The sequence below is a fragment of the Sphaerisporangium sp. NPDC049002 genome, assembly GCF_040649355.1.
Classification (GTDB): Bacteria; Actinomycetota; Actinomycetes; order Streptosporangiales; family Streptosporangiaceae; genus Sphaerisporangium.
Map to the genome: position 1 here is coordinate 1 of NZ_JBEZFH010000011.1, position 19,266 is coordinate 19,266.

A 19,266-nucleotide genomic window follows, 5' to 3' on the forward strand; every position below is an offset into this window, starting at 1 on the left:
CCGCCGCCCCTCGGCGAGCGTGGCGAGGGCGTCGGCCTGCCGTCCTGCCTGGTAGAGCGCGTGGGCTCGCAGGCGGCGCAGGCGCTCGCGCAGGGCCACGACGGCGAAAAGCATGAGGCCGGCAAGGACGGCATAGACCCTGCGCACGGTATACCTCCATCGATCGGGTGGTTTACCGCGATGCTGGCCGAAACGGCCCGCCAGGTCGTCCGTCGTGCGGCCTCATGTCCCGTACGACGTGAGGAGTACGCCGCCGGGCGACGCCTAATCCGGCGGGCTCGAAGGAGACCCGTCCCGGGCGGCGCCTGGCGACGTGGGTCAGACCTCCACGGGGAGGGTCTTGATGCCGTTGATGAAGTTCGACCGCAGCCGCTTGGCCTCCCCGGCCTGGCGCAGGTTGGGCAGGCGCTGGGCGACGACCTCGAACAGCACCCGAAGCTCCAGCTTGGCCAGGTGGTTGCCCAGGCAGAAGTGGGCGCCGCCGCCCCCGAACCCGATGTGCGGGTTGGGATCGCGGCCGATGTCGAAGCTCGTCGGCGCGGCGAACACGTCCTCGTCCCGGTTGGCCGAGGAGTAGAAGACGACGATCTTGTCGCCTTCCTTGATCTGCTTGTCCTTGATGGTCGTGTCGCGGGTCGCCGTACGCCGGAAGAGGTTGACCGGGGACACCCACCGGACGATCTCGTCGGCGGCCGTGCGCGCGAGCGAGGGGTCGCGTACCAGCCGCTCCCACTGCGCGGGGTTCTCGAAGAGGGTGAGCATGCCGCCGGAGGCCGCGTTGCGCGTGGTCTCGTTGCCCGCCACGACCAGGAGCAGCACGAACAGGTCGAACTCGTCCTCGCTGAGCACCTCGCCGTTGTCCGCGGGCTGGAGCAGCCTGGTGACGATGTCGTCGCGCGGCTGCTCGCGGCGCTGCGCGGCGAGCTGGTTGGCGTACGCGTAGACCTCCCCGGCCGCCATCGCGCCTTCCTCGGGAGTGCCGGCGTAGTCCGGGTCCTCGCTCCCGATCATCCGGTTCGACCACTCGAAGATCTTGTTGCGGTCCTCGACGGGGGCCCCGAGCAGCTCGCAGATCACGTACAGGGGGAGGGGCGCGGCCACGTCGGTGACGAAGTCCACCGTGCCCTTGGCCGTGGCCTCGTCGATCAGGTTGTGGCAGATCTCGCGGATGTGCTCCTCCAGGGCGCCCATCTGGCGCGGAGTGAAGCCCCGGTTGACCAGCGACCGCCTGCGGGTGTGGTCGGGGGGATCCTGGTTGAGCATCATCATCCGCTGGAGCTCGCGCTGCTCCTCGGGCATCTCGTTGAACAGGGCCAGCTTCTTGCTGGAGGAGAAGAGCTCGGAGTTGCGGGAGACGTGGACGACGTCCTCGTGCTTGGTGACCGCCCAGAACCCGGGCCAGTCGAGCTGGGGATCCCCCTCGTGCCAGAAGACGGGATCGTTGGCCCGCAGCCACTTCAACTGCTCGTGCGGGACACCGTCCCTCGCGTAGTGATCCTGGTCGACGAGGTTGATTTCCATATGACCACCTGAGGTTTCGATCAAGCGCTTGGCCGAACCAGTTTTCTGAAACGTGTTCTATTACGGGTGTGCGGGCACGTCAAGTCGCGCGACCGCCACTGGTGCGCCTGCCGCGCCGATCAGCGGAAAGTGTCCGTCCCATCACCGTGCGGACGTAGTGGACATTGTACGGAAATGAAAATAGGGATCGGATGAATAAGGCCGCCTGACCTCGAAGTACTTGACGCTGGGCCATCTCCGCGTAGTCTTCTCTCTCAAGACATCCGATGAATTGAAGGAGACGCGTGAAGCTACTGCGAGTCGGACCACCCGGAGAGGAGCGTCCCGCGGTCCTGGACGACACCGGATATCCGCGTGACCTGCGAAGCCTGCTCGGCCAGGAAGCCGACCTCGACGGGGCCTTCTTCGCTTCGGGGCAGGCGGCGCGCGTCGCGAACGCGTTGCGGAGGAACGAGCTGCCGCTCCTCCGCGTGGACACGGCCTCCGGTGCGCTCGGAGGACGCATCGGGGCGCCGGTCGCGCGGCCGGGGAAGATCGTCTGCGTCGGCCTCAACTACCGCGACCACGCCGAGGAGACCGGAGCGGCCATCCCCGCCGAGCCGATCATCTTCATGAAGGCCCCCAACACCATCGTGGGGCCGAACGACGAGGTCCTCATCCCGCGTGGCAGTGTGAAGACCGACTGGGAGGTCGAGCTCGCGGTGGTCATAGGGAAGACCGCGCGTTACCTCGACTCCCAGGAGGCGGCGCTCGACTGCGTCGCCGGGTACGCCATCTCCAACGACGTCTCCGAGCGGGAGTTCCAGCTTGAGCGCGGCGGCCAGTGGGACAAGGGCAAGTCGTGCGAGACCTTCAACCCGCTCGGGCCCTGGCTCGTCACCGCCGACGAGGTGCCCGACCCGCAGAACCTTGGGCTCCGGCTCATGGTCAACGGCGAGGTCCGGCAGGACGGCGGCACCAAGAACATGATCTTCGGCGTGGCGGAGGTCGTGCGCTACCTGAGCCGGTTCATGGTCCTGGAGCCCGGCGACGTGATCAACACCGGCACGCCCGCCGGTGTGGCGCTCGGGATGCCCGGCCAGCCCTACCTCAGGAGCGGCGACGTGATGGAGCTGGAGATCGACGGCCTCGGACGGCAGCGCCAGATCGTGGGACAGGCATGAGCGGCCCCCTGATCGTCGCGCTGGACACCCACGACATCCGGTTTCCCACCTCAAGGCAGCTCGACGGCTCCGACGCGATGAACCCCGACCCCGACTACTCCGCCGCGTACGTGGTCCTGCGGACCGACACCGGCGTCGAGGGGCACGGGTTCGCGTTCACCATCGGCCGGGGCAACGACATCGAGACCACGGCGATCAGGGCCCTCGCGCCGTTCGTGGTGGGCAGGCGGCTCGACGACCTCGGCGCGCTCTACAAGGAGATGGTGTACGACTCCCAGCTCCGCTGGCTCGGCCCGGAGAAGGGCGTCATGCACATGGCGATCTCCGCGGTCGTCAACGCGCTATGGGACGCCAAGGCCAAGATCGAGGGCAAGCCCCTGTGGCTGCTCCTGGGCGAGATGTCCCCCGAGGACCTCGTCTCCCTGGTCGACTTCCGCTACCTCAGCGACGCGCTGACCCCCGAAGAGGCGCTCGGCATCCTCCAGAGAGCCGAGCCCGGACGGCAGGAGCGGATCAGCCGCCTCAAGGCCGAGGGCTACGCCGCCTACACCACCTCGCCGGGCTGGCTCGGGTACGACGACGACAAGCTGCGCCGCCTGTGCAAGGAGGCGCTCGAACAGGGGTTCACCCAGATCAAGCTGAAGGTCGGAGCCGATCTGGAGGACGACAGGCGGCGGATGCGCATCGCCCGCGAGGTCTGCGGGCCCCGGTTCCGCATCGCGATCGACGCCAACCAGCGCTGGGACGTCGGCTCGGCCATCACCTGGGTCAACGCGCTCAAGGAGTTCGACCCGTACTGGGTCGAGGAGCCGACGAGCCCCGACGACGTCCTCGGCCACGCCACGATCGCGCGGGCGCTCGCGCCGATCAAGGTGGCCACCGGCGAGCACGTCCAGAACCGTGTGGTCTTCAAGCAGATGCTGCAGGCCGGCTCGCTCTCGATCGTCCAGCTCGACTCCGCCCGGGTGGGCGGTGTGAACGAGAACGTCGCGATCCTGCTGCTCGCGGCCAAGTTCGGGATGCCCGTCTGCCCGCACGCCGGAGGCGTCGGCCTCTGCGAGCTGGTGCAGCACCTGGCGATGTTCGACTACGTGGCGGTCAGCGGCAGTCTGGAGAACCGGGTGATCGAGTTCGTCGACCACCTGCACGAGCACTTCGTCGACCCCGTCGTGATCGAGAACGGCCGCTACAGGGCTCCCCTGGCACCCGGTTTCAGTGCCACGATTCGCCCGCAGTCGATCGCCGACTACACGTTCCCCGAGGGGCCCGTCTGGGCCGTCGCGGAGAGCGGCGCTCTGGAGTCGGCGTGAGGCCGGAGAAAGTGCCGGAGGAAGAGATGGAGAAGTCAGATGAGTGAGTTCGGCGGACTCACCGCGCTGGTCACCGGCGGCGGTTCCGGCATCGGCCTCGCGACGGCGACCCTGCTCGCCGACCGGGGTGCCCGGGTGGCATGCCTGGACGTCAACCCGCCGGGCGATCCCTTCTTCGGCGTCAAGGCAGACGTCACCGACGACGCCGGGGTGCGCGCGGCGGTCGCCGGCGCGGCGGAGCGCCTGGGCGGCATCGACATCCTGGTCAACAACGCCGGAATCGGCGCGGCGGGCACGATCGAGCAGAACCCCGACGAGGAGTGGTTCCGCGTCCTCGACGTGAACCTCCTCGGCATCGTCCGGGTGACGCGGGCGGCGCTGCCGTACCTGCGGGAGTCCGCCCACGCGTCCGTGGTCAACACCTGCTCGATCGCGGCCACCGCCGGTCTGCCCAACCGGGCGCTCTACAGCGCGTCCAAGGGCGCCATCCTGTCGCTCACGCTGGCCATGGCGACCGACCACCTCGTGGAGGGCATCCGGGTCAACTGCGTCAACCCGGGCACCGCCGACACTCCGTGGGTGCAGCGACTGCTCGCCGCCGCGCCGGATCCCGACGCCGAACGCCGGGCGCTGGAGCGGCGCCAGCCCATGGGGCGGCTCGTGAGCGCCGAGGAGGTGGCCGCCGCGATCGCGTACCTGGCGAGCCCCCTCGCGAGCGGTACGACAGGCACCGTGCTGGCCGTCGACGGCGGCATGCACGGGCTACGCCCCCGCCCGAAGTCCTAGGGTTCATCAAGCCCCTGGCGCCGGAGACCCGACCGGCGGCTCAACAGATGAGACAGACCCGGGCCGCTCTCAGGAGCGTCCCGCCCCCCCAACTCCCGTTGAATAGAGGCGACAAGTGAAAATACGATCGTCGGCCACGTGCGTGGCTCTTTTCGCGGTCACCATGACGCTGTCGGCATGCGGGTCCACCGGCTCGGCGACCCCCTCGGCCTCCGCCGGGGCCGGTTCCGCCGCCACCGGTGGCAAGGTCGGCGTCGACTTCCCCCGCGCCGACTCGGACTTCTGGAACTCCTACAACAAGTACGTCCCCAAGCTGGCGAGCGAGCTCGGCATGGACCTGATGCCGCCCACCAACTCCCAGAACGACGTGTCCAAGCTGGTGTCCAACACCCAGGCGCTGGTGAGCCAGGGCGCGAAGGCCATCGTCATGGCCCCGCAGGACACCGGGGCGATCGCCACCACGCTCGACCAGCTCGCGAGCAAGAAGATCCCGGTCGTCACCGTGGACACCCGGCCCGACAAGGGCGAGACCTTCATGGTGGTCCGCGCCGACAACCGGGCGTACGGCGAGAAGGCCTGCAAGTTCCTCGGTGAGCAGTTGAAGGGCAAGGGCAAGGTCGTCGAGTTCCAGGGGTCGCTGGCGTCGGTCAACGGCCGTGACCGCTCGGAGGCGTTCGCCGAGTGCATGAAGGCGAACTACCCGGGCATCACGGTCTTCGCCGAGCCGACCGAGTGGGAGGGCACCAAGGCCTCGGCCGCGTTGCAGACCCGCCTCACCCAGCACCCCGACATCAACGGCATCTACATGCAGGCCGGCGGCGTGTTCCTCGCCCCGACCCTGCAACTGCTGAAGTCCAAGAACCTCCTGGTGCCGCCGACCGACCCCAAGCACATCTTCATCGTCTCCAACGACGGCATCCCGCAGGAGTTCCAGGCCATCCGGGACGGCGAGATCGACGCCACGGTGTCCCAGCCCGCCGACCTGTACGCCAAGTGGGCGCTCTCGTACGCCAAGGCGGCGCTTGAGGGCAAGGCCTTCGCTCCCGGGAAGACCGACCACGACAGCACGATCGTCGACGTGGGCGGCGGCCGGCTGGAGGACCAGCTCCCCGCGCCGCTGGTCACCAAGGACAACGTCGACGACCGCAACCTCTGGGGCAACCAGGTCAAGTGATGCCGGAATCCACCACCCCGGCCGTGGAGGCCCGGAGCGTCACCAAGCGCTTCGGGCCGACGACGGCACTCGACGACGTGGGGATCGTCATCGGACAGGGCGAGACCCACGCGCTGGTCGGCCGGAACGGGGCCGGCAAGTCGACGCTGGTCTCGATCCTCACCGGCCTCCAGCGTCCCGACCAGGGCGAGGTGCTCTTCCAGGGCGGCCCCGCCCCCGGCATCGCGGACCGTGACGGCTGGCGCGGGCAGGTCGCCTGCGTCTACCAGAAGTCCACGATCATCCCCACGCTCACCGTCGCGGAGAACCTCTTCCTCAACCGCCAGGCGGCCCACGGCCCGATCAACTGGCGCTCGCTGCGGGCCCGCGCCCGCGACCTGCTCGACCAGTACGGCGTGGACGTCGACGCCGGCCGCCTCGCGGGCGACCTCGACGTCGAGCAGCGCCAGCTCCTGGAGATCGCCCGTGCGCTGTCGTTCGGCGCGCGGTTCATCATCCTGGACGAGCCGACCGCGCGGCTCGACGGCCCGGCCATCGAGCGGCTCTTCGACCGGATGCGGGCATTGCGGGCCCAGGGCGTGACGATGATGTTCATCTCGCACCACCTGGAGGAGGTGTACGAGGTGTGCCAGTCGGTCACGGTCTTCCGCGACGCCCGGCACATCCTCACCAGCGCCGTCGGCGAGCTTCCGCATGACGAGCTGGTCGCGGCCATGACAGGGGAGGCCGCCGCCGGCTACCAGGCCCGCGCCCGTACGGCCGACGCCAGGGCGAAGGTCGTGCTCAGCGCGGAGAAGCTGTCGCTGGCCGGGCGCTACCAGGACGTGGACCTCACCGTCCGCGCAGGGGAGATCGTCGGGCTCGCCGGCTCGGGCAGCAGCGGCAAGATCGGCCTGGCGGAGACGCTGGTCGGCCTGCAGGCCGCCGACAGCGGTCAGGTGACGATCAACGGGGGCCGTCCCCGCCCCGGGGACGTCACCTCGGCGCTGCGCGCGGGGCTCGGGTTCGTCCCCGAGGACCGTCATAAGGAGGGCTTCGTGCCGTTGCTCTCCATCGCCGAGAACGCGACCCTTCCGATCGCCCACAAGCTGGGACGGTTCGGAGCGGTCTCCCCGGCCGCGCGGCGGGCGAGGGCCGAGCGGATGATCGACGAGCTGGCCATCAAGACCACCGGCCCGTCCCAGCCCGTCGGGGATCTCTCCGGGGGGAACGCGCAGAAGGTGGTCATGGCGCGCGCGCTCGCGGACGACCCGACGGCGCTCGTCGTGATCAACCCGACCTCGGGGGTGGACGTGCGGGCGAAGCAGGCGCTGCTCGGCGCCGTCGAGGACGCCGCAGAACGGGGCGCGGGAGCCGTGCTGGTCTCCGACGAGCTGGACGACCTGCGCATCTGCGACAGGGTCGTGGTGATGTTCCACGGCCGGGTGGTCAAGGAAGTGCCACGGGGCTGGGCCGACGCCGAGCTCGTGGCGGTCATGGAAGGTGTCGACGCACGATGACTGAAACGACCGTGGCCTCACCCGGCACACCGGGCGGACCCCCCGGCTCTGCGGGCAAGACGCGTTCGGGACCGCCCGTGGTGCGGCTCGCGCGGTTCCGCGACCTCGCGCTCGTTCCCGCCATCCTGGTTCTGATGGTCGTAGGCGCGCTGCTCGAACCGGCGTTCCTCAGCGGCGACAACCTCACCAACGTGCTCCAGCAGCAGACCGAGCTGTCCCTGCTGGTGCTGGCGGAAGCGATGATCCTCATCGCCGGTAAGTTCGACCTGTCACTGGAGTCCACCGTGGGGCTCGCCCCCGCGCTGGGCGTCGGGCTGGTCATCCCGGCGGCCTCCAACGGCCTCGGCACCGACTGGCCGGCCGCGCTCGGGATCCCGATCTGCCTGCTGATCGGCGTGCTCATCGGCGCCTTCAACGGGCTGCTGATCCTGCGGTTCAAGCTGTCGGCGTTCATCGTGACGCTGGGCATGCTGATCGTGCTGCGCGGCCTGCAGATCGGTTTCACCGGCGGGCAGAACCTGTTCGCGCTGCCCGAATCGTTCCTGTACCTCGGCAACGCGCGCTGGCTCGGGCTTCCGGCGTCGATCTGGATCTGCGGGGTCGCCTACCTCGCCGGCATCGTCACCCTCGGATATTTCCGGCACGGCCGGTCGATCTACGCCATCGGCGGCAACGTCGACGCGGCCCGCGCGGCGGGCGTACGTACCGACCGGGTGGTCTGGGTGGTGTTCATGATCGGCGGGTTGCTCGCGGCCCTTTCGGGGCTGCTGATGACCGGCCGGCTCGGCTCGGTGTCGGCCGCCCAGGGCGACGGCATGATCTTCACGGTGTTCGCCGCGGCGGTCATCGGCGGGGTCAGCCTCGACGGCGGCAAGGGCACGTTGTTCGGCGCGCTCTCTGGCGTGCTGGTGCTCGGCCTGATCAACAACATCCTCACGCTGGCCGGCGTCTCGGCGCAGTGGATCCAGGCCATCTACGGAGGAATCATCCTCGTCGCCCTGATGCTGGCCCGGGTGACCAGCGGAAAGGCGCAGGACTAGGTGGGCCGGGCCGCACGTACAAGGAAGCGAGGGACGTCGTGACGCAGTGCCTCGCCCTGCGCACCCGGCTCAGGCCGGGATCCGATGGATGCCGCTCGTGGAGGCCGGTCCGATGACGAAGGAGACGTGAGTGGAGCACGGGATCGTCGGCCGGGGAGCCCGGGTGACCGCGTTCGGGCTTGGCACCGCGCCGATCGGCAACCTGTTCTCGGCGATCAGCGACGAACAGGCCGGGGAGACGGTCGAGGCGGCCTGGGCCGCCGGGGTCCGCTACTTCGACACCGCCCCGCACTACGGGCTCGGGCTCTCCGAGCGCCGTCTCGGCGCCGCGCTCCGCGACAGGCCGCGTGAGGCGTACACGCTGTCCACCAAGGTGGGCAGGCTGCTGGTGCCCTTCTCGGCCGGCGGGCGCGACGACCAGGGATTCGACGTGCCCGCGGCATACCGCAGGGTCTGGGACTTCTCCCGCGACGGGGTACGCCGCTCGATCGACGAGAGTCTCGAACGCCTGGGACACGACTCGCTCGACATCGTCCTGATCCACGACCCCGACGACCACTGGGCGGAGGCGGCCGGCGAGGCCTACCCGGCGCTGGCCGAGCTCCGCGACGAGGGCGTGATCAAGGCGATCGGGGTCGGCATGAACCAATGGGAGCTCCCGGCGCGCTTTGTCAAGGAGACCGACCTCGACCTGGTCATGCTCGCCGGGCGCTACACCCTGCTCGACCAGTCGGGCGCGGCGGAACTGCTGCCACTCTGCGAGGCGCGCGGTGTGTCGGTGTTCGCGGCGGCGGTGTTCAACAGCGGGCTGCTCGCCACGCACGACGCCACAGGCACGTACGACTACGGGCCCGCGCCGAGTGACCTGGTCGAGCGGACACGGCGCATCGCCGCCGTCTGCGAGCGGTACGACGTGACGCTCCCGCAGGCGGCCCTGGCCTTCCCCGCGCGGCACCCGGCCGTGACCTGCGTGGTCGCCGGCGCCCGATCGGCCAAGGAGGTCGAGCGCAACGCCGCCCTGGCCACGACCCCGGTCCCCGCCGCCCTGTGGACCGCCCTCGCCGACGAATCCCTGATCCCCGCCCCGGCCACGCACCCCCACCGATGATCGCCGACCCGACCATGGAGACCCATCGATGATCGACGCGCACCACCACCTGTGGGACACCACGCGCCGCGAGTACCCGTGGATGGCGGGCGAGGCGCTCGCGCCGCTGCGCAGGCCGTACGGCATCGACGACCTGCGGCGCGAGACCACGGCGGCGGGCGTCGAACGCACGGTTCTGGTCCAGACGACCAGCTCGGCCGAGGAGACCGAGGAGTTCCTGGCGACCGCCGCCGCGTCGGGCGGGCTGATAGCGGGGGTCGTCGGGTGGGTGGACCTGACCGATCCCGGCGTCGCCGACGAGCTCATGCGGCTGCGCACCGGCCCGGGCGGCGACCTGCTGGCCGGCATCCGGCACGCCGTGCAGGACGAGCCGGATCCCGCGTGGCTCTCCCGCCCGGACGTACGGCACGGCATCCGTGCGGTGGGTCAGGCCGGGCTCGCGTACGACCTGCTCGTGCTCACGCCGCAGCTCCCGGCGGCCATAGAGATCGTCAGGGACCTGCCGGGGGTCCGCTTCGTGCTCGACCACGCGGCCAAGCCCCCGATCGCGTCGGGCGCCACCGAGCCGTGGGCGAGCGGGATCAAGGCCATCGCCGAGTCGCCCAACGTGACCTGCAAGCTGTCCGGCCTGGTCACCGAGGCCACCTGGACCGACTGGGACTCCCCCCGCGTCGCCCCCTACGCCGACCACGTGCTGTCGTGCTTCGGCCCCGACCGCGTGATGTTCGGCTCAGACTGGCCCGTCTGCGAACTCGCCGCATCGTACGGACAGGTGACCGACCTGGCCCGCGCGCTCACCACCGCCCTCAGTGAGAACGAGCGCGAACAGTTCTTCACCACCACAGCGCAGACGGCGTACGCCTTGCGTGTTTGATCGGGGTCCCGGTCCGCGCGAACCGAAAGGGAAAGGTGCGGGGTCTCTTCCTAGCCGGTGACATCCGGTTTGAGGCCACGGGCAGGACGGAGCATCGGCAACTGGAAGCCGTGTACGCGCAGGCGGCCCAGGACCGTCTGCAGTCCCTCACGCATGTAGGGGTACACCTCCACCCAGGCAACCTGGTCACCGAACACCTTTAGCGAGGGGGTGCCTTCGGTGAACGCGGCCTCCCGGCCGGAGTCACGGGGGCCGTAGGTCACCACCATCGATATGGCGAACGTGACAACGGTCTCGTCATCGTCGTCCAGGACCTCGCCGGTCAGGTCGAACTTGTAGGAAAGGGAGCCGTCGGCGGTGGCGGCCGCCGCGCGGAGCTCCAGCTGAAGCCTGGACCCGCTCCCAGGCTTCAGCCTCTCCCCGGAGAAGGCCACGGGCGCGATGTCCTGCAACTCGACGCGGTCGCTGATCCTCTTGACGAGATCGGCGGGGTCTTCTCCCGCGTGCTCGCTCATCACGTCACCAGCGAGCTCGTGCCGAGAGAGATGTACTGGTCCGGAGAGGGAACTCGTGGATCCATGGGGTGTACTTCGGCCTCCAGCCGGATGCTCTCCGTGCTTCCGATGGGTGCCGACTTCCATTGGATCAGCAGGGGGCGCCCCTCGGCCTCGCCCGTCAGGAAGACGCCGGATGAGGTGGCCTGAGGGCGCTTGACACGCCAATCGTGGCTCACCGGGCGTACGGCACGTTGCTCGACCGCGGCGCGTCGTGGCTCACCCGCGGGCACCAGTCGGATGTCCGCTTCGAACCCCATGGCGTGCAGGTAGTCCGCGAGGGTGTCTATCCGGAGGTTTCCGTCTCCGCGGAAGACCTGGTTTACGGCCGAACGACGAAACCCGAGCCGCTTGGCGAGATCACTCTGCGAACCCCCGAACAACTCCAGGGCCTGATGGAGAATCGAGAGAACTTCATGACGGAGCCGGGCCGCTGCCAGAGCTCTGGCACCCCTTGTGGTGGCCGCGAACCGCTCATACAGGTTTCTCACGACGCCAGATCCTCCTTCCTCACCCAGATGGCCTCGTCTATATGCATCCTCGGTGTCTTCAACGACCTCTTGAGGAACCCGCTGGTGATACGGATGGCGTTGGCAGGGGAGGCGGGGACGTCGAAAAATGGCAGCCGGACATCGCCCGCTTTTATCTCTTTATGCCATCACGAAGGTCGTTGAGCTCACGAGGAATGGCGAGCGAGCCTGTGTATGCATATCGCTCGAATCTCACGAGGATATCGGCGAGCCGTTTCGCGTCCTTCTGGCTGCGCGATTTTTCGAGCCTCGCGATGAACGCGTCGGCCCTGGCCTCTCCTTCACGGGTGCGTGCCGCCTCGATCATCTTGGCCGACCCCCGTTCGTAGTAGATGCGACCGCAATCGGGACACGCGCTTCGCTGTACAGTCAAAACTGTACCTCCTGGGGGGCCGCTTGTCTTCAGTAGAAGTCAAAGGATCAACCTTGACACAGAAGATTGCGATGGTGTGCTCGATTGCCGCTAATGCCCTGGATTCCAGGGCTCCCGCAGGGGCTAATTAGCCGCCTTGTAGTGGAATGTTCTGTATGCGCACTCGTACGAACGCATTGCTGCCGCTGGCCGTCGGGTTTGGCACTGCCTAGGTTTGGGGGAGTAAGCGGCGCCCGATATTGTGTCTTGTGGATTGCCGAAATTTGGTACCTGGGTATATTGCCTGGTTGATCTGTCATCGCTGCCGCGGCGTTCTGACGCGAGGTTCGCCTGTAAGACCATGAGTCGGTCCTGATCCGATGCCGCCGTCGCTCCGGATCGGGTGGGCTTGATCGCCAGGGTGTCGTTGCCGGTGCGTTCGCTGGGGCTGGTCGATCGGGGTTCCCGCGATCGTCGATGTCCATTCCAGGGGTGGAGCGCTCGGAAGGGTCCGGGGGTGGCCTCTGGTCGACGTGGCTGGTGATTGCGTACTTTTAGCGTGGTATTGGCTGAAATTAGCCCGATGTCGGGTATATCTGAAAATGCTGCCGAAGGGGCGGTCTGAATAAAGCGGGGGAGATCTCATAATGGTGGTGCGCAATGGGGTCGCGGCCATGTTGCTGCCGTTGGCGTTGCTTGATACGGGCGCCTTGGTCGCGAAAGCTCAGGCGGAGCCTGTGAGCACTGGTTCGGAGCCGGTACTGGCGCTGGGGAGATTTGGGGCGTATGTGCCGGGGCAGGTGGCCGTCACCTACGACCAGAAACTCGTTCCCGCCGGTGCCGCGGCGGCCGTGGCGTACGTGGCCTCGGGGGACGCGCTCGCTTACGTGCAGTTGAAGGCGCATGGGCTTCTTCCGAACCGCAAGTACGGCGCGCACGTGCACAACAACAAGTGCGGAGCGAAGGGCGACGACGCGGGGCCGCACTACCAGCACACGCAGGATCCCGTCACTCCCTCCACCGACCCCAAGTACGCGAACGCGCGTAACGAGATCTGGCTGGACTTCACGACCGATGCCCAGGGCAATGGATCGTCGCGCGCGGCGATGGACAGGAAGTTCACCGACCGGCATCCGCAGTCGGTCGTGATCCATGCCGAGCACACCCACACCGGAGCAGGTCACGCCGGCCAGGCGGGCGCCCGCCTCGCCTGCGTCGACGTCGGTTTCTGAGACGCGGCCGGGGACGGGGGCACGGGTGGGCGTGGTCAGGAGGATCGGGAGGCGGTGCCGGTGTAGCGGGAGGATGTCTCGCCCGGTCGGGTGACGCTGAAGGCCACCTGGTCGGAACCCTCGGGGGAGATCTCCACCGTGCTGGGGTAGCACTGGTCGCCCCGCACCTGGTCGAGCCGGAAGGCCGCCGTCGTGGCCTGTCCTTCGAGCCTGGTCAGCCGGCCCGTGCAGTGCAGGTCCGCACCCCACCGCATGGTCCCCGGCCCTGTGGCGCCCTTCAGCCAGATCTCCACGGGGAACACCCGCCCGGCGGTCGGATGCTGGGCGCTGCCGGTCCACCGGCCCGCGTACGTGAAGCCGGCGGGCGCACCCGGAGAGGCGTCCCTCGTAGTGACGAGGTCCGCCGCCCACAGCGTGACCCCGATCGCCGCGGCCGAGAGGACGGCGACCACGGCGACGAGTGCGCGCCACCTGGTGGCCGGACGGGCCGCGAGACCGGGGCTGGTCTCCGGGTGGCCATGACCGCCTACCTCCCGCCCTGAGGTGACGGTGGCCAAACCCTCGTGACCGGCGGTCCGCGGTGCGAAGGTGAGGGTCGAGGGGCCCTGGTGGTGGTCGTCCTCGGGGGTGAAGGTCAGGGTCGAGGGGCCGTCGTGGCCGGGTTCCAACGGGGTGAAGGTGAGCGTTGAGGGGCCCTGGTGGGGGGCCTCGGCCGGGGTGACGGGGTGGTGGTCGTCTTCGGGGGTGAAGGGGAGTGTCGCCGGGCCGTCGTCCACGGTGGAGGGGGGCTGTGAGGCCAGGGAGGCGCCGGTTTCCAGCACCTCGCCGGGCGACTGGGCCGGGAGGGGCGCCGCACCCTGGCCGAGGAGGCGACGCAGCACATCATCGGCGCTCGGCCGCAGGGACGGGTCCTCGGCCAGGCAGGCGACCACGATTTCGCGCAGGGGCCCGGTGAGCGCGTCGAGGTCGGCCTCGCCGAACAGGATGCGGCCCAGGGTCGCCTCGAAGGAGTCGGCGGCGTACGCGTGCCGGCCGCTGGCGGTGAAGGCGACCGTGAGAGCCCATCCGAACATGTCCGCCGAGGGCCCGGCGCGCTCACCCTTGAGCTGTTCCGGCGACAGGTAGGCGGGCGTGCCGATCGGCACCCTCCCCGTGGTGGCCGTGGTGTTCATCAGCCGCGATACGCCGAAGTCGATGACGCGCGGCCCGTCGGGGCCGAGCAGGACGTTCCCCGGCTTGAAGTCACGATGGACGACGCCCGCGCCGTGGATGGCCGCCAGCGCGGTGGCGGTGCCGACGGCCAGGCGGTCGAGCGAGCCGCCCGTACGGGGGCCCTCCGTCGTGATGTGCTGCTGGAGCGAGAGACCGTCCACGTACTCGCTGACGATGTACGGCCGGTCGCCGTCGAGGTCGGCGTCCAGCACCTGGGCGGTGCAGAACGGCGCCACCCGCCGCACCGCCTCGACCTCGCCGATGAACCGGCGGCGCGACTTCTCCTCGTCCAGCCGTGAGTGCATCAGCTTCACCGCGACGGGGGAATCGTCGGGGGAGCGGCCGAGGAACACGACCCCCTGGCCGCCCCTTCCGAGCCGTCCCTCCAGCCGGTAGCTACCGAGTTGCTCGGGGTCTTCGGCGCGGAGGGGGGCCAGGTGAGACATGTGCAATCCCTACCAGATGTGGCACCTTCGATCGCGCGATGGACGGAGATCCGCCACGCGACGAGCAGGGACCCGGGTCAGGACGGCTGGTGCTCGGTGGCCTTCGCCTCCTCGGGCTCGGAGGCGGACCGGGCCTGGTAGCGGGCGAAGGCGGGCAAGGTCAGGCCGATGAGGGCGGCGCCGGCGATGGTGGTCAGACCACCGCTCACGGCGCTGAAGGTCGGGGACACCAGCGAGCCGACCGCGCCTGCGCGGAAGTTCCCGAGCTCCGGGCAGCCCACGCCGACGACGTGGTTGGCCGCGCTGACCCTCCCGCGATAGCGGTCGGGCGTGGCGACCTGGACGATGGTCGTGCGGAACACCACGCTGAGCACGTCGGCGGCGCCGGCGACGGCGAGCAGGGCGAGGGCGAGCCACAGGTCGTGGGCCAGGCCGAAGCCGGCGAGACCGGCGCCCCAGACGGCGCCGGCGGCCAGGATGGCCAGTCCTTGGCGGGACACCTGCCCGACCCATCCGGACAGTGCCGTGCCGAGGATGCCGCCGACCGCGACCGCGGAGGTGAGCAGGCCGAGCGTCTCCGCCGCACCACCGAAGCGCTCGGCGTTGATCACGGGAAAGAGCGCGAAGGGCATCCCGAGGATCGTGGCGTTCATGTCGGCGAGGAACGCTCCGCCGAGGATCCGGTTACGGCCGATGAACCGCAGCCCCTCGCCGACCGCTCGCAGGCTGGGCCGCGTGCCGCCGCCCTCGGGCGGCATGGCCGGCAGCCGGGCGATCCCGTACAGGGCCGCGGCGAAGCTGAGCATGTCGACGAGGTAACACAGCTTCAACCCTCCTGCGGCGGCTATCACCCCGGCCAGAGCGGGGCCGATCGTCGCGCTGAAGTGGAAGGTGAACATATTGAGCGCGGCTCCGGCGGGAACCCGTTCGGCCGTGAGCAGCCGCGGCAGGAAGGTGCTTCTCGCGGGACCGTTCACGGCGCTCAGCACGGACTGGACCGCGACCAGGCAGTACAGCAGCCACAACTGGTCGAGGTCCATGAACGCCTGCACCGCGAGCACGGCCGACACTCCGGCCAGGCAACCGCTGGTGACCAGCACCAGCTTCCGGCGGTCGAAGGCGTCGATGAGCGACCCTCCGGCCAGCCCGAACACGATCGCGGGCAGGGCCGAGGCGAGGCCGACCGCGCCGACGGCGATCGCGGAGCCGGTGAGGACGTACACCTGCAGGACGACCGCGAAGCTCGTCATCTGACCGCCGACCGCCGACAGCGTCGCCCCCGCCCATAACCGCCGGAAAGCGGGTGACTCCTTCAGCGGCCGGATGTCCATGAGGAGGCGTCGCTCAGCCATGGCCTTCTCTTTCAGGGGGCGTCAGTGCCGGCGCGGGCTTTTCGCACAGGGCGGGCCTCTCGCGGTCCGCTCGGCTCGCGCGCCGTCCGGTCAGCTTAGGGGGGCGCGGCGTCGTTCGCAGGGGTCCTGGGGCGGCGCAGGAGGATGAGGCCGAAGACCAGGAGGATGACGTCCTGGGCGACCAGGATGGGGATCTTCGGGACCGCTCCTGTGGCGGCGAACAGGTCGGTGGCCATGTGCAGGACCATGAGCGGCCAGATGGTGCCGGTCCGATGGCGGAGCGCGGCGTAGCCGACGCCGAAGCAGAACGCGCCGACCGCCTGCGAGGCGACGAGGGCGGGGTTCTCGCGGAAGAGGATGTTGCTCAGGTGGGCGGCGCCGAACAGCGCCGAGCCGAGCAGGGCGGAGCTCAAGACCCCTGTCGGACGCAGCACGTGGGGGATGACGCCACGCCACATGGCCTCTTCCATGAAGCCGGTGAGGGCGTATCCGACCACGAGCATGGTCAGCAACCCGGGCTCGACGGGAGCGAAGCCCGCCACCAGCGGGGTGAAGACGAGGAGGGCCGGGAGGACGAGCAGGCGCAGGTCGCGCCACTGCCGCGGCGGGGTGAAGCCGGCCGCGTGCCATCCTCCGAAGCGCATCACGAGCACCGTGACCAGGACGACGAGAGGGATCATCGTCACGAGCGACTGGGCCGTCCCCGACCAGTGCGGCACGATCGCCTTCACGGCGAGGCCGGCGACGAAGGTCGTCAGCATATACGCGACATAGAGCAGCAGTGCGCGTACGCGGGGGCGGCGGGCGAGGTGGGCTGCGGTGCGGAGGCGTCCGCGCGGCTGGGGGGCGACGGCCGGGCCGGTCGTGGTCATTGCGGGTTCCTTGCGGTGGCGCTCAAAACGTACATATAGGGCAGACGTGACACCCTATATCTGGATAGGTGGCATGGGGAGAGGGAGTATGTTTCATCGCAGAAGCTGATATATCGGGCTAAATAGCGACAGAAATCCAAGCCGCCGAAGTGGTTCCACGACCTGGGACCACCGCGCGCATCGGCGGTCGCGCCCCGGCTACGAGACAGCCCCGTCCCCTGCCAGACGAGAGTCGGACGCGCGGGGACCTGAAAGGCTCTCGATCAGCGAGCGGAGCACGGCGTTGCCCGGCCTTTGGAATGGCCTGGCGCCCGTCGAGTACGTTGATCAGCGCCAGCGCGCACGGGCTCGCGGAGCGAGTTGCGGGAGAGTGCCTGGGCGAGGCACAGATGGGTTCAGGCGGTTGTGAAAGCTTCGGCGAACTCGCGGACTTTGGGCTGGTTAGGCCATCTTTGGGTGAGCTGGGTATGCAGGGGGCGGAGCTCAGCGACGACGTGCAGTGATCTAGCGCGGTGGGCTTCGGAGAGGGCTGCAAGGGCAGCGATGGCGGCGGCGTCGGGGGTGTCGGTAGCGGCGTGAGCGGTGCCGATGCGGGCCAGGTGCAGAGCGCGGTCGCGATGGTGGGTGGTCGGAAGACCGGTCAAACGGGCGTTGAGGATGGTGATGGCATTGGCGGGCTGTCCGCCGACCATGTAACAGGTGGCACGTTGCAGGTCTGCCCAACCGGGGCCGTAGAAGCGCAGGTAGGCAGGCTCGTCGGGAGAGGCGGACTGGGCGAGCAGCGCGTCGGCGGCGTCGAGTTTCGCGGTGTCGATGATGCCGGTAGCGGCGCTGCTACGTGCTTGGTAGAGGTGTGCGACAGCCTCCAGCGCAGGGGGGATTGTCCACAGTGTGCGGGCACGTTCGGCCAGGTTGTTCGCGCCTTGGTGATCTCCGGCGTCCAGAGTTACGGAGGCGTTGCGGAGCACCATGTAGGCGGCCATGGCCGTGTCTCCACCTGCGATCGCCCAGCTGGTGGCCCGCTCGGACCAGCGTCGGCAAAGGGTGAGGTCGCCGCGTTCGCGATGAAGCCAGCTGATGTGTTCGGCGAATTCGGCTTTGACCAGGCGTAGTTCCGTCTGGGTGGCCGGGGCGGAGGCGTCGAGGAGGGCGTCGATGTCGCGGAGTGCTTCGACCAGCGCGGTGATGTGCTGGGCGGGGGCCATGAGGTGGTGGCCGGCCTGGTGCGCGGCGAGCGTCGCGCGGAAGCGACCGGTGGGACCGGTTTCTGCCGATGCGGGGAGGGCGAAGGAGGCGGGCAGGAGCGCGGCCAGTCCGCCGGTGGCGATGAGGGCGGCGAAGTCCCTCCGGGTCAGTTTCAAGATCAGGATCCCTTCGCCGATTCCGGTATGGAGTGTCACAACGGCGTCGACGTCTTCAGGGTACGGGCCGGCGGGCGGGATGGGCAGTTCGGAGAGCAGGTCGCTGAGGACGGAGTAGGGCACGGTGACCGGGGAGCCGGCCGGGCGTCGGCGTGGCCCGACTAAGAGGTCGTCGATCAGGCACCCGTATAGCCCGGCCAGTCGCTGCAAATCCAGCATGGACGGCGGGCGTGCCGAAGCCGAACGGGATGTGCCAGGGCCGCCCCATTTCTCCCAGTAGGAAATGTTCTTCGCGGTCTTGACGACCGGATCGGGGAATCGGGCGTTGAACGCGTCGGCGGCTTGGGATTGTGACATACCGTTCGCATGCCGATAGGCGGCCAGCGAGGTGAGGCCAAAACGCTCGAACAGGGCAGCGGCGATCTGGTCGATCGGGGTGTTCTCGCGCCGCAGGCTCTGGGCCAGGTCCTTAATCTGCCCGAGGTGTGCGGCTGCGGTCATCTCACCGTCCTTCACGCGTGCATGTTCGCAGGACTCACCTCAACGGTAGCGTCTTGGGCCGTGTCACGCTGTCCCCCAATATGGGGGACAGCACGACCCTGTGCTCCTCCGGATTGGGGGAAGGCAGATCCTCGGCAGAGCAGTTGGATGAGAGATGTCCAGCAACACCGAGAGGACCGCCCTGTGATTGCCCCGCATCTATCTGCCCGGCCTCGGATCGCGTCGGACCCTGCCATGAACGTTCTGCCGGCACCCGGCGTGGTTGAGCCAAAAGCTCGCCGCTCTGCTCGCCGAGGGCCACCAGCTCGCAGGCGGTCGGCGCGTCGTTCCCCTCGTCGAACAGCGGGTCTCCAGCGGTCGTAGCTGAGTGGTAGAAGGC

At 69.1% G+C, this 19,266-nt stretch carries 18 protein-coding genes; 9 read left to right on the plus strand and 9 right to left on the minus strand.

Annotated elements, in window-relative coordinates; genetic code table 11:
• Both AB0B89_RS04375 and AB0B89_RS04380 read right to left on the minus strand, forming a co-directional pair.
• A partial coding sequence (locus tag AB0B89_RS04375) for a BTAD domain-containing putative transcriptional regulator (protein WP_358548120.1) occupies positions 1–114 on the minus strand: 114 nt, incomplete at its 3' end.
• A gap of 204 nt (positions 115–318) precedes the next feature.
• Complete coding sequence (locus AB0B89_RS04380) at positions 319–1,521, minus strand: cytochrome P450 (RefSeq protein ID WP_358547945.1); 1,203 nt, start codon at positions 1,519–1,521, stop codon at positions 319–321.
• Positions 1,522–1,805: 284 nt separating this feature from the next.
• On the opposite strand from AB0B89_RS04380, the gene AB0B89_RS04385 reads away from it, so the two are divergent.
• From AB0B89_RS04385 to AB0B89_RS04420, 8 genes are all read left to right on the plus strand, one after another.
• The gene (locus tag AB0B89_RS04385) at positions 1,806–2,684 is read left to right on the plus strand and encodes a fumarylacetoacetate hydrolase family protein (RefSeq protein ID WP_358547948.1); all 879 of its coding nucleotides are present in this window, start codon (positions 1,806–1,808) and stop codon (positions 2,682–2,684) included.
• Positions 2,681–3,994: an L-fuconate dehydratase gene (locus AB0B89_RS04390; protein ID WP_358547951.1), complete on the plus strand. Its 1,314-nt coding sequence runs from the start codon at positions 2,681–2,683 to the stop codon at positions 3,992–3,994. The genes AB0B89_RS04385 and AB0B89_RS04390 overlap by 4 nt, the downstream gene beginning before the upstream one ends.
• A gap of 39 nt (positions 3,995–4,033) precedes the next feature.
• Positions 4,034–4,780 carry an SDR family oxidoreductase gene (locus tag AB0B89_RS04395; protein WP_358547954.1) on the plus strand — a complete coding sequence of 249 codons (747 nt, stop codon included), beginning with the start codon at positions 4,034–4,036 and terminating at the stop codon, positions 4,778–4,780.
• Positions 4,781–4,922: 142 nt separating this feature from the next.
• A complete protein-coding gene (locus tag AB0B89_RS04400) occupies positions 4,923–5,954 on the plus strand; it encodes a sugar ABC transporter substrate-binding protein (RefSeq protein ID WP_358547957.1) in 1,032 nt (343 codons plus the stop codon).
• Positions 5,954–7,453, plus strand: a complete 1,500-nt coding sequence (locus tag AB0B89_RS04405; protein ID WP_358547960.1) for a sugar ABC transporter ATP-binding protein — start codon at positions 5,954–5,956, stop codon at positions 7,451–7,453. The genes AB0B89_RS04400 and AB0B89_RS04405 overlap by 1 nt, the downstream gene beginning before the upstream one ends.
• Positions 7,450–8,493: an ABC transporter permease gene (locus AB0B89_RS04410; protein WP_358547963.1), complete on the plus strand. Its 1,044-nt coding sequence runs from the start codon at positions 7,450–7,452 to the stop codon at positions 8,491–8,493. Before AB0B89_RS04405 ends, AB0B89_RS04410 begins: the two co-directional genes overlap by 4 nt.
• Positions 8,494–8,623: 130 nt before the next feature.
• The gene (locus AB0B89_RS04415; RefSeq protein ID WP_358547966.1) at positions 8,624–9,601 is read left to right on the plus strand and encodes an aldo/keto reductase; all 978 of its coding nucleotides are present in this window, start codon (positions 8,624–8,626) and stop codon (positions 9,599–9,601) included.
• 28 nt (positions 9,602–9,629) lie between these two features.
• Positions 9,630–10,475, plus strand: coding sequence for an amidohydrolase family protein (locus tag AB0B89_RS04420; RefSeq protein ID WP_358547968.1), 846 nt, complete (start codon positions 9,630–9,632; stop codon positions 10,473–10,475).
• 50 nt (positions 10,476–10,525) lie between these two features.
• Here AB0B89_RS04420 and AB0B89_RS04425 read toward each other — a convergent pair whose 3' ends face one another.
• From AB0B89_RS04425 to AB0B89_RS04435, 3 genes are all read right to left on the minus strand, one after another.
• Positions 10,526–10,990 carry a hypothetical protein gene (locus AB0B89_RS04425; RefSeq protein ID WP_358547971.1) on the minus strand — a complete coding sequence of 155 codons (465 nt, stop codon included), beginning with the start codon at positions 10,988–10,990 and terminating at the stop codon, positions 10,526–10,528.
• Complete coding sequence (locus tag AB0B89_RS04430) at positions 10,990–11,520, minus strand: helix-turn-helix transcriptional regulator (protein WP_358547973.1); 531 nt, start codon at positions 11,518–11,520, stop codon at positions 10,990–10,992. Before AB0B89_RS04430 ends, AB0B89_RS04425 begins: the two co-directional genes overlap by 1 nt.
• Positions 11,521–11,671: 151 nt before the next feature.
• Positions 11,672–11,866 (minus strand): hypothetical protein, encoded by a 195-nt coding sequence (locus AB0B89_RS04435; protein ID WP_358547976.1) that lies wholly within the window; start codon positions 11,864–11,866, stop codon positions 11,672–11,674.
• A gap of 692 nt (positions 11,867–12,558) precedes the next feature.
• Between AB0B89_RS04435 and AB0B89_RS04440 the strand changes: the two genes are divergently transcribed.
• Positions 12,559–13,143 carry a superoxide dismutase family protein gene (locus AB0B89_RS04440; protein ID WP_358547979.1) on the plus strand — a complete coding sequence of 195 codons (585 nt, stop codon included), beginning with the start codon at positions 12,559–12,561 and terminating at the stop codon, positions 13,141–13,143.
• Between the two features lie 35 nt (positions 13,144–13,178).
• Here AB0B89_RS04440 and AB0B89_RS04445 read toward each other — a convergent pair whose 3' ends face one another.
• The 4 genes from AB0B89_RS04445 to AB0B89_RS04460 all read right to left on the minus strand — a co-directional run bounded on the left by AB0B89_RS04445 (position 13,179) and on the right by AB0B89_RS04460 (position 18,902).
• Positions 13,179–14,801 (minus strand): serine/threonine-protein kinase, encoded by a 1,623-nt coding sequence (locus AB0B89_RS04445; RefSeq protein ID WP_358547982.1) that lies wholly within the window; start codon positions 14,799–14,801, stop codon positions 13,179–13,181.
• A gap of 77 nt (positions 14,802–14,878) precedes the next feature.
• Positions 14,879–16,153, minus strand: a complete 1,275-nt coding sequence (locus AB0B89_RS04450) for an MFS transporter (protein ID WP_358547985.1) — start codon at positions 16,151–16,153, stop codon at positions 14,879–14,881.
• 95 nt (positions 16,154–16,248) lie between these two features.
• Positions 16,249–17,025 (minus strand): CPBP family intramembrane glutamic endopeptidase, encoded by a 777-nt coding sequence (locus AB0B89_RS04455; RefSeq protein WP_358547988.1) that lies wholly within the window; start codon positions 17,023–17,025, stop codon positions 16,249–16,251.
• Positions 17,026–17,420: 395 nt separating this feature from the next.
• Entirely contained in the window at positions 17,421–18,902 is a 1,482-nt protein-coding gene (locus tag AB0B89_RS04460; RefSeq protein ID WP_358547991.1) for a hypothetical protein, read from the minus strand.
• Positions 18,903–19,266 lie beyond the last annotated feature (364 nt).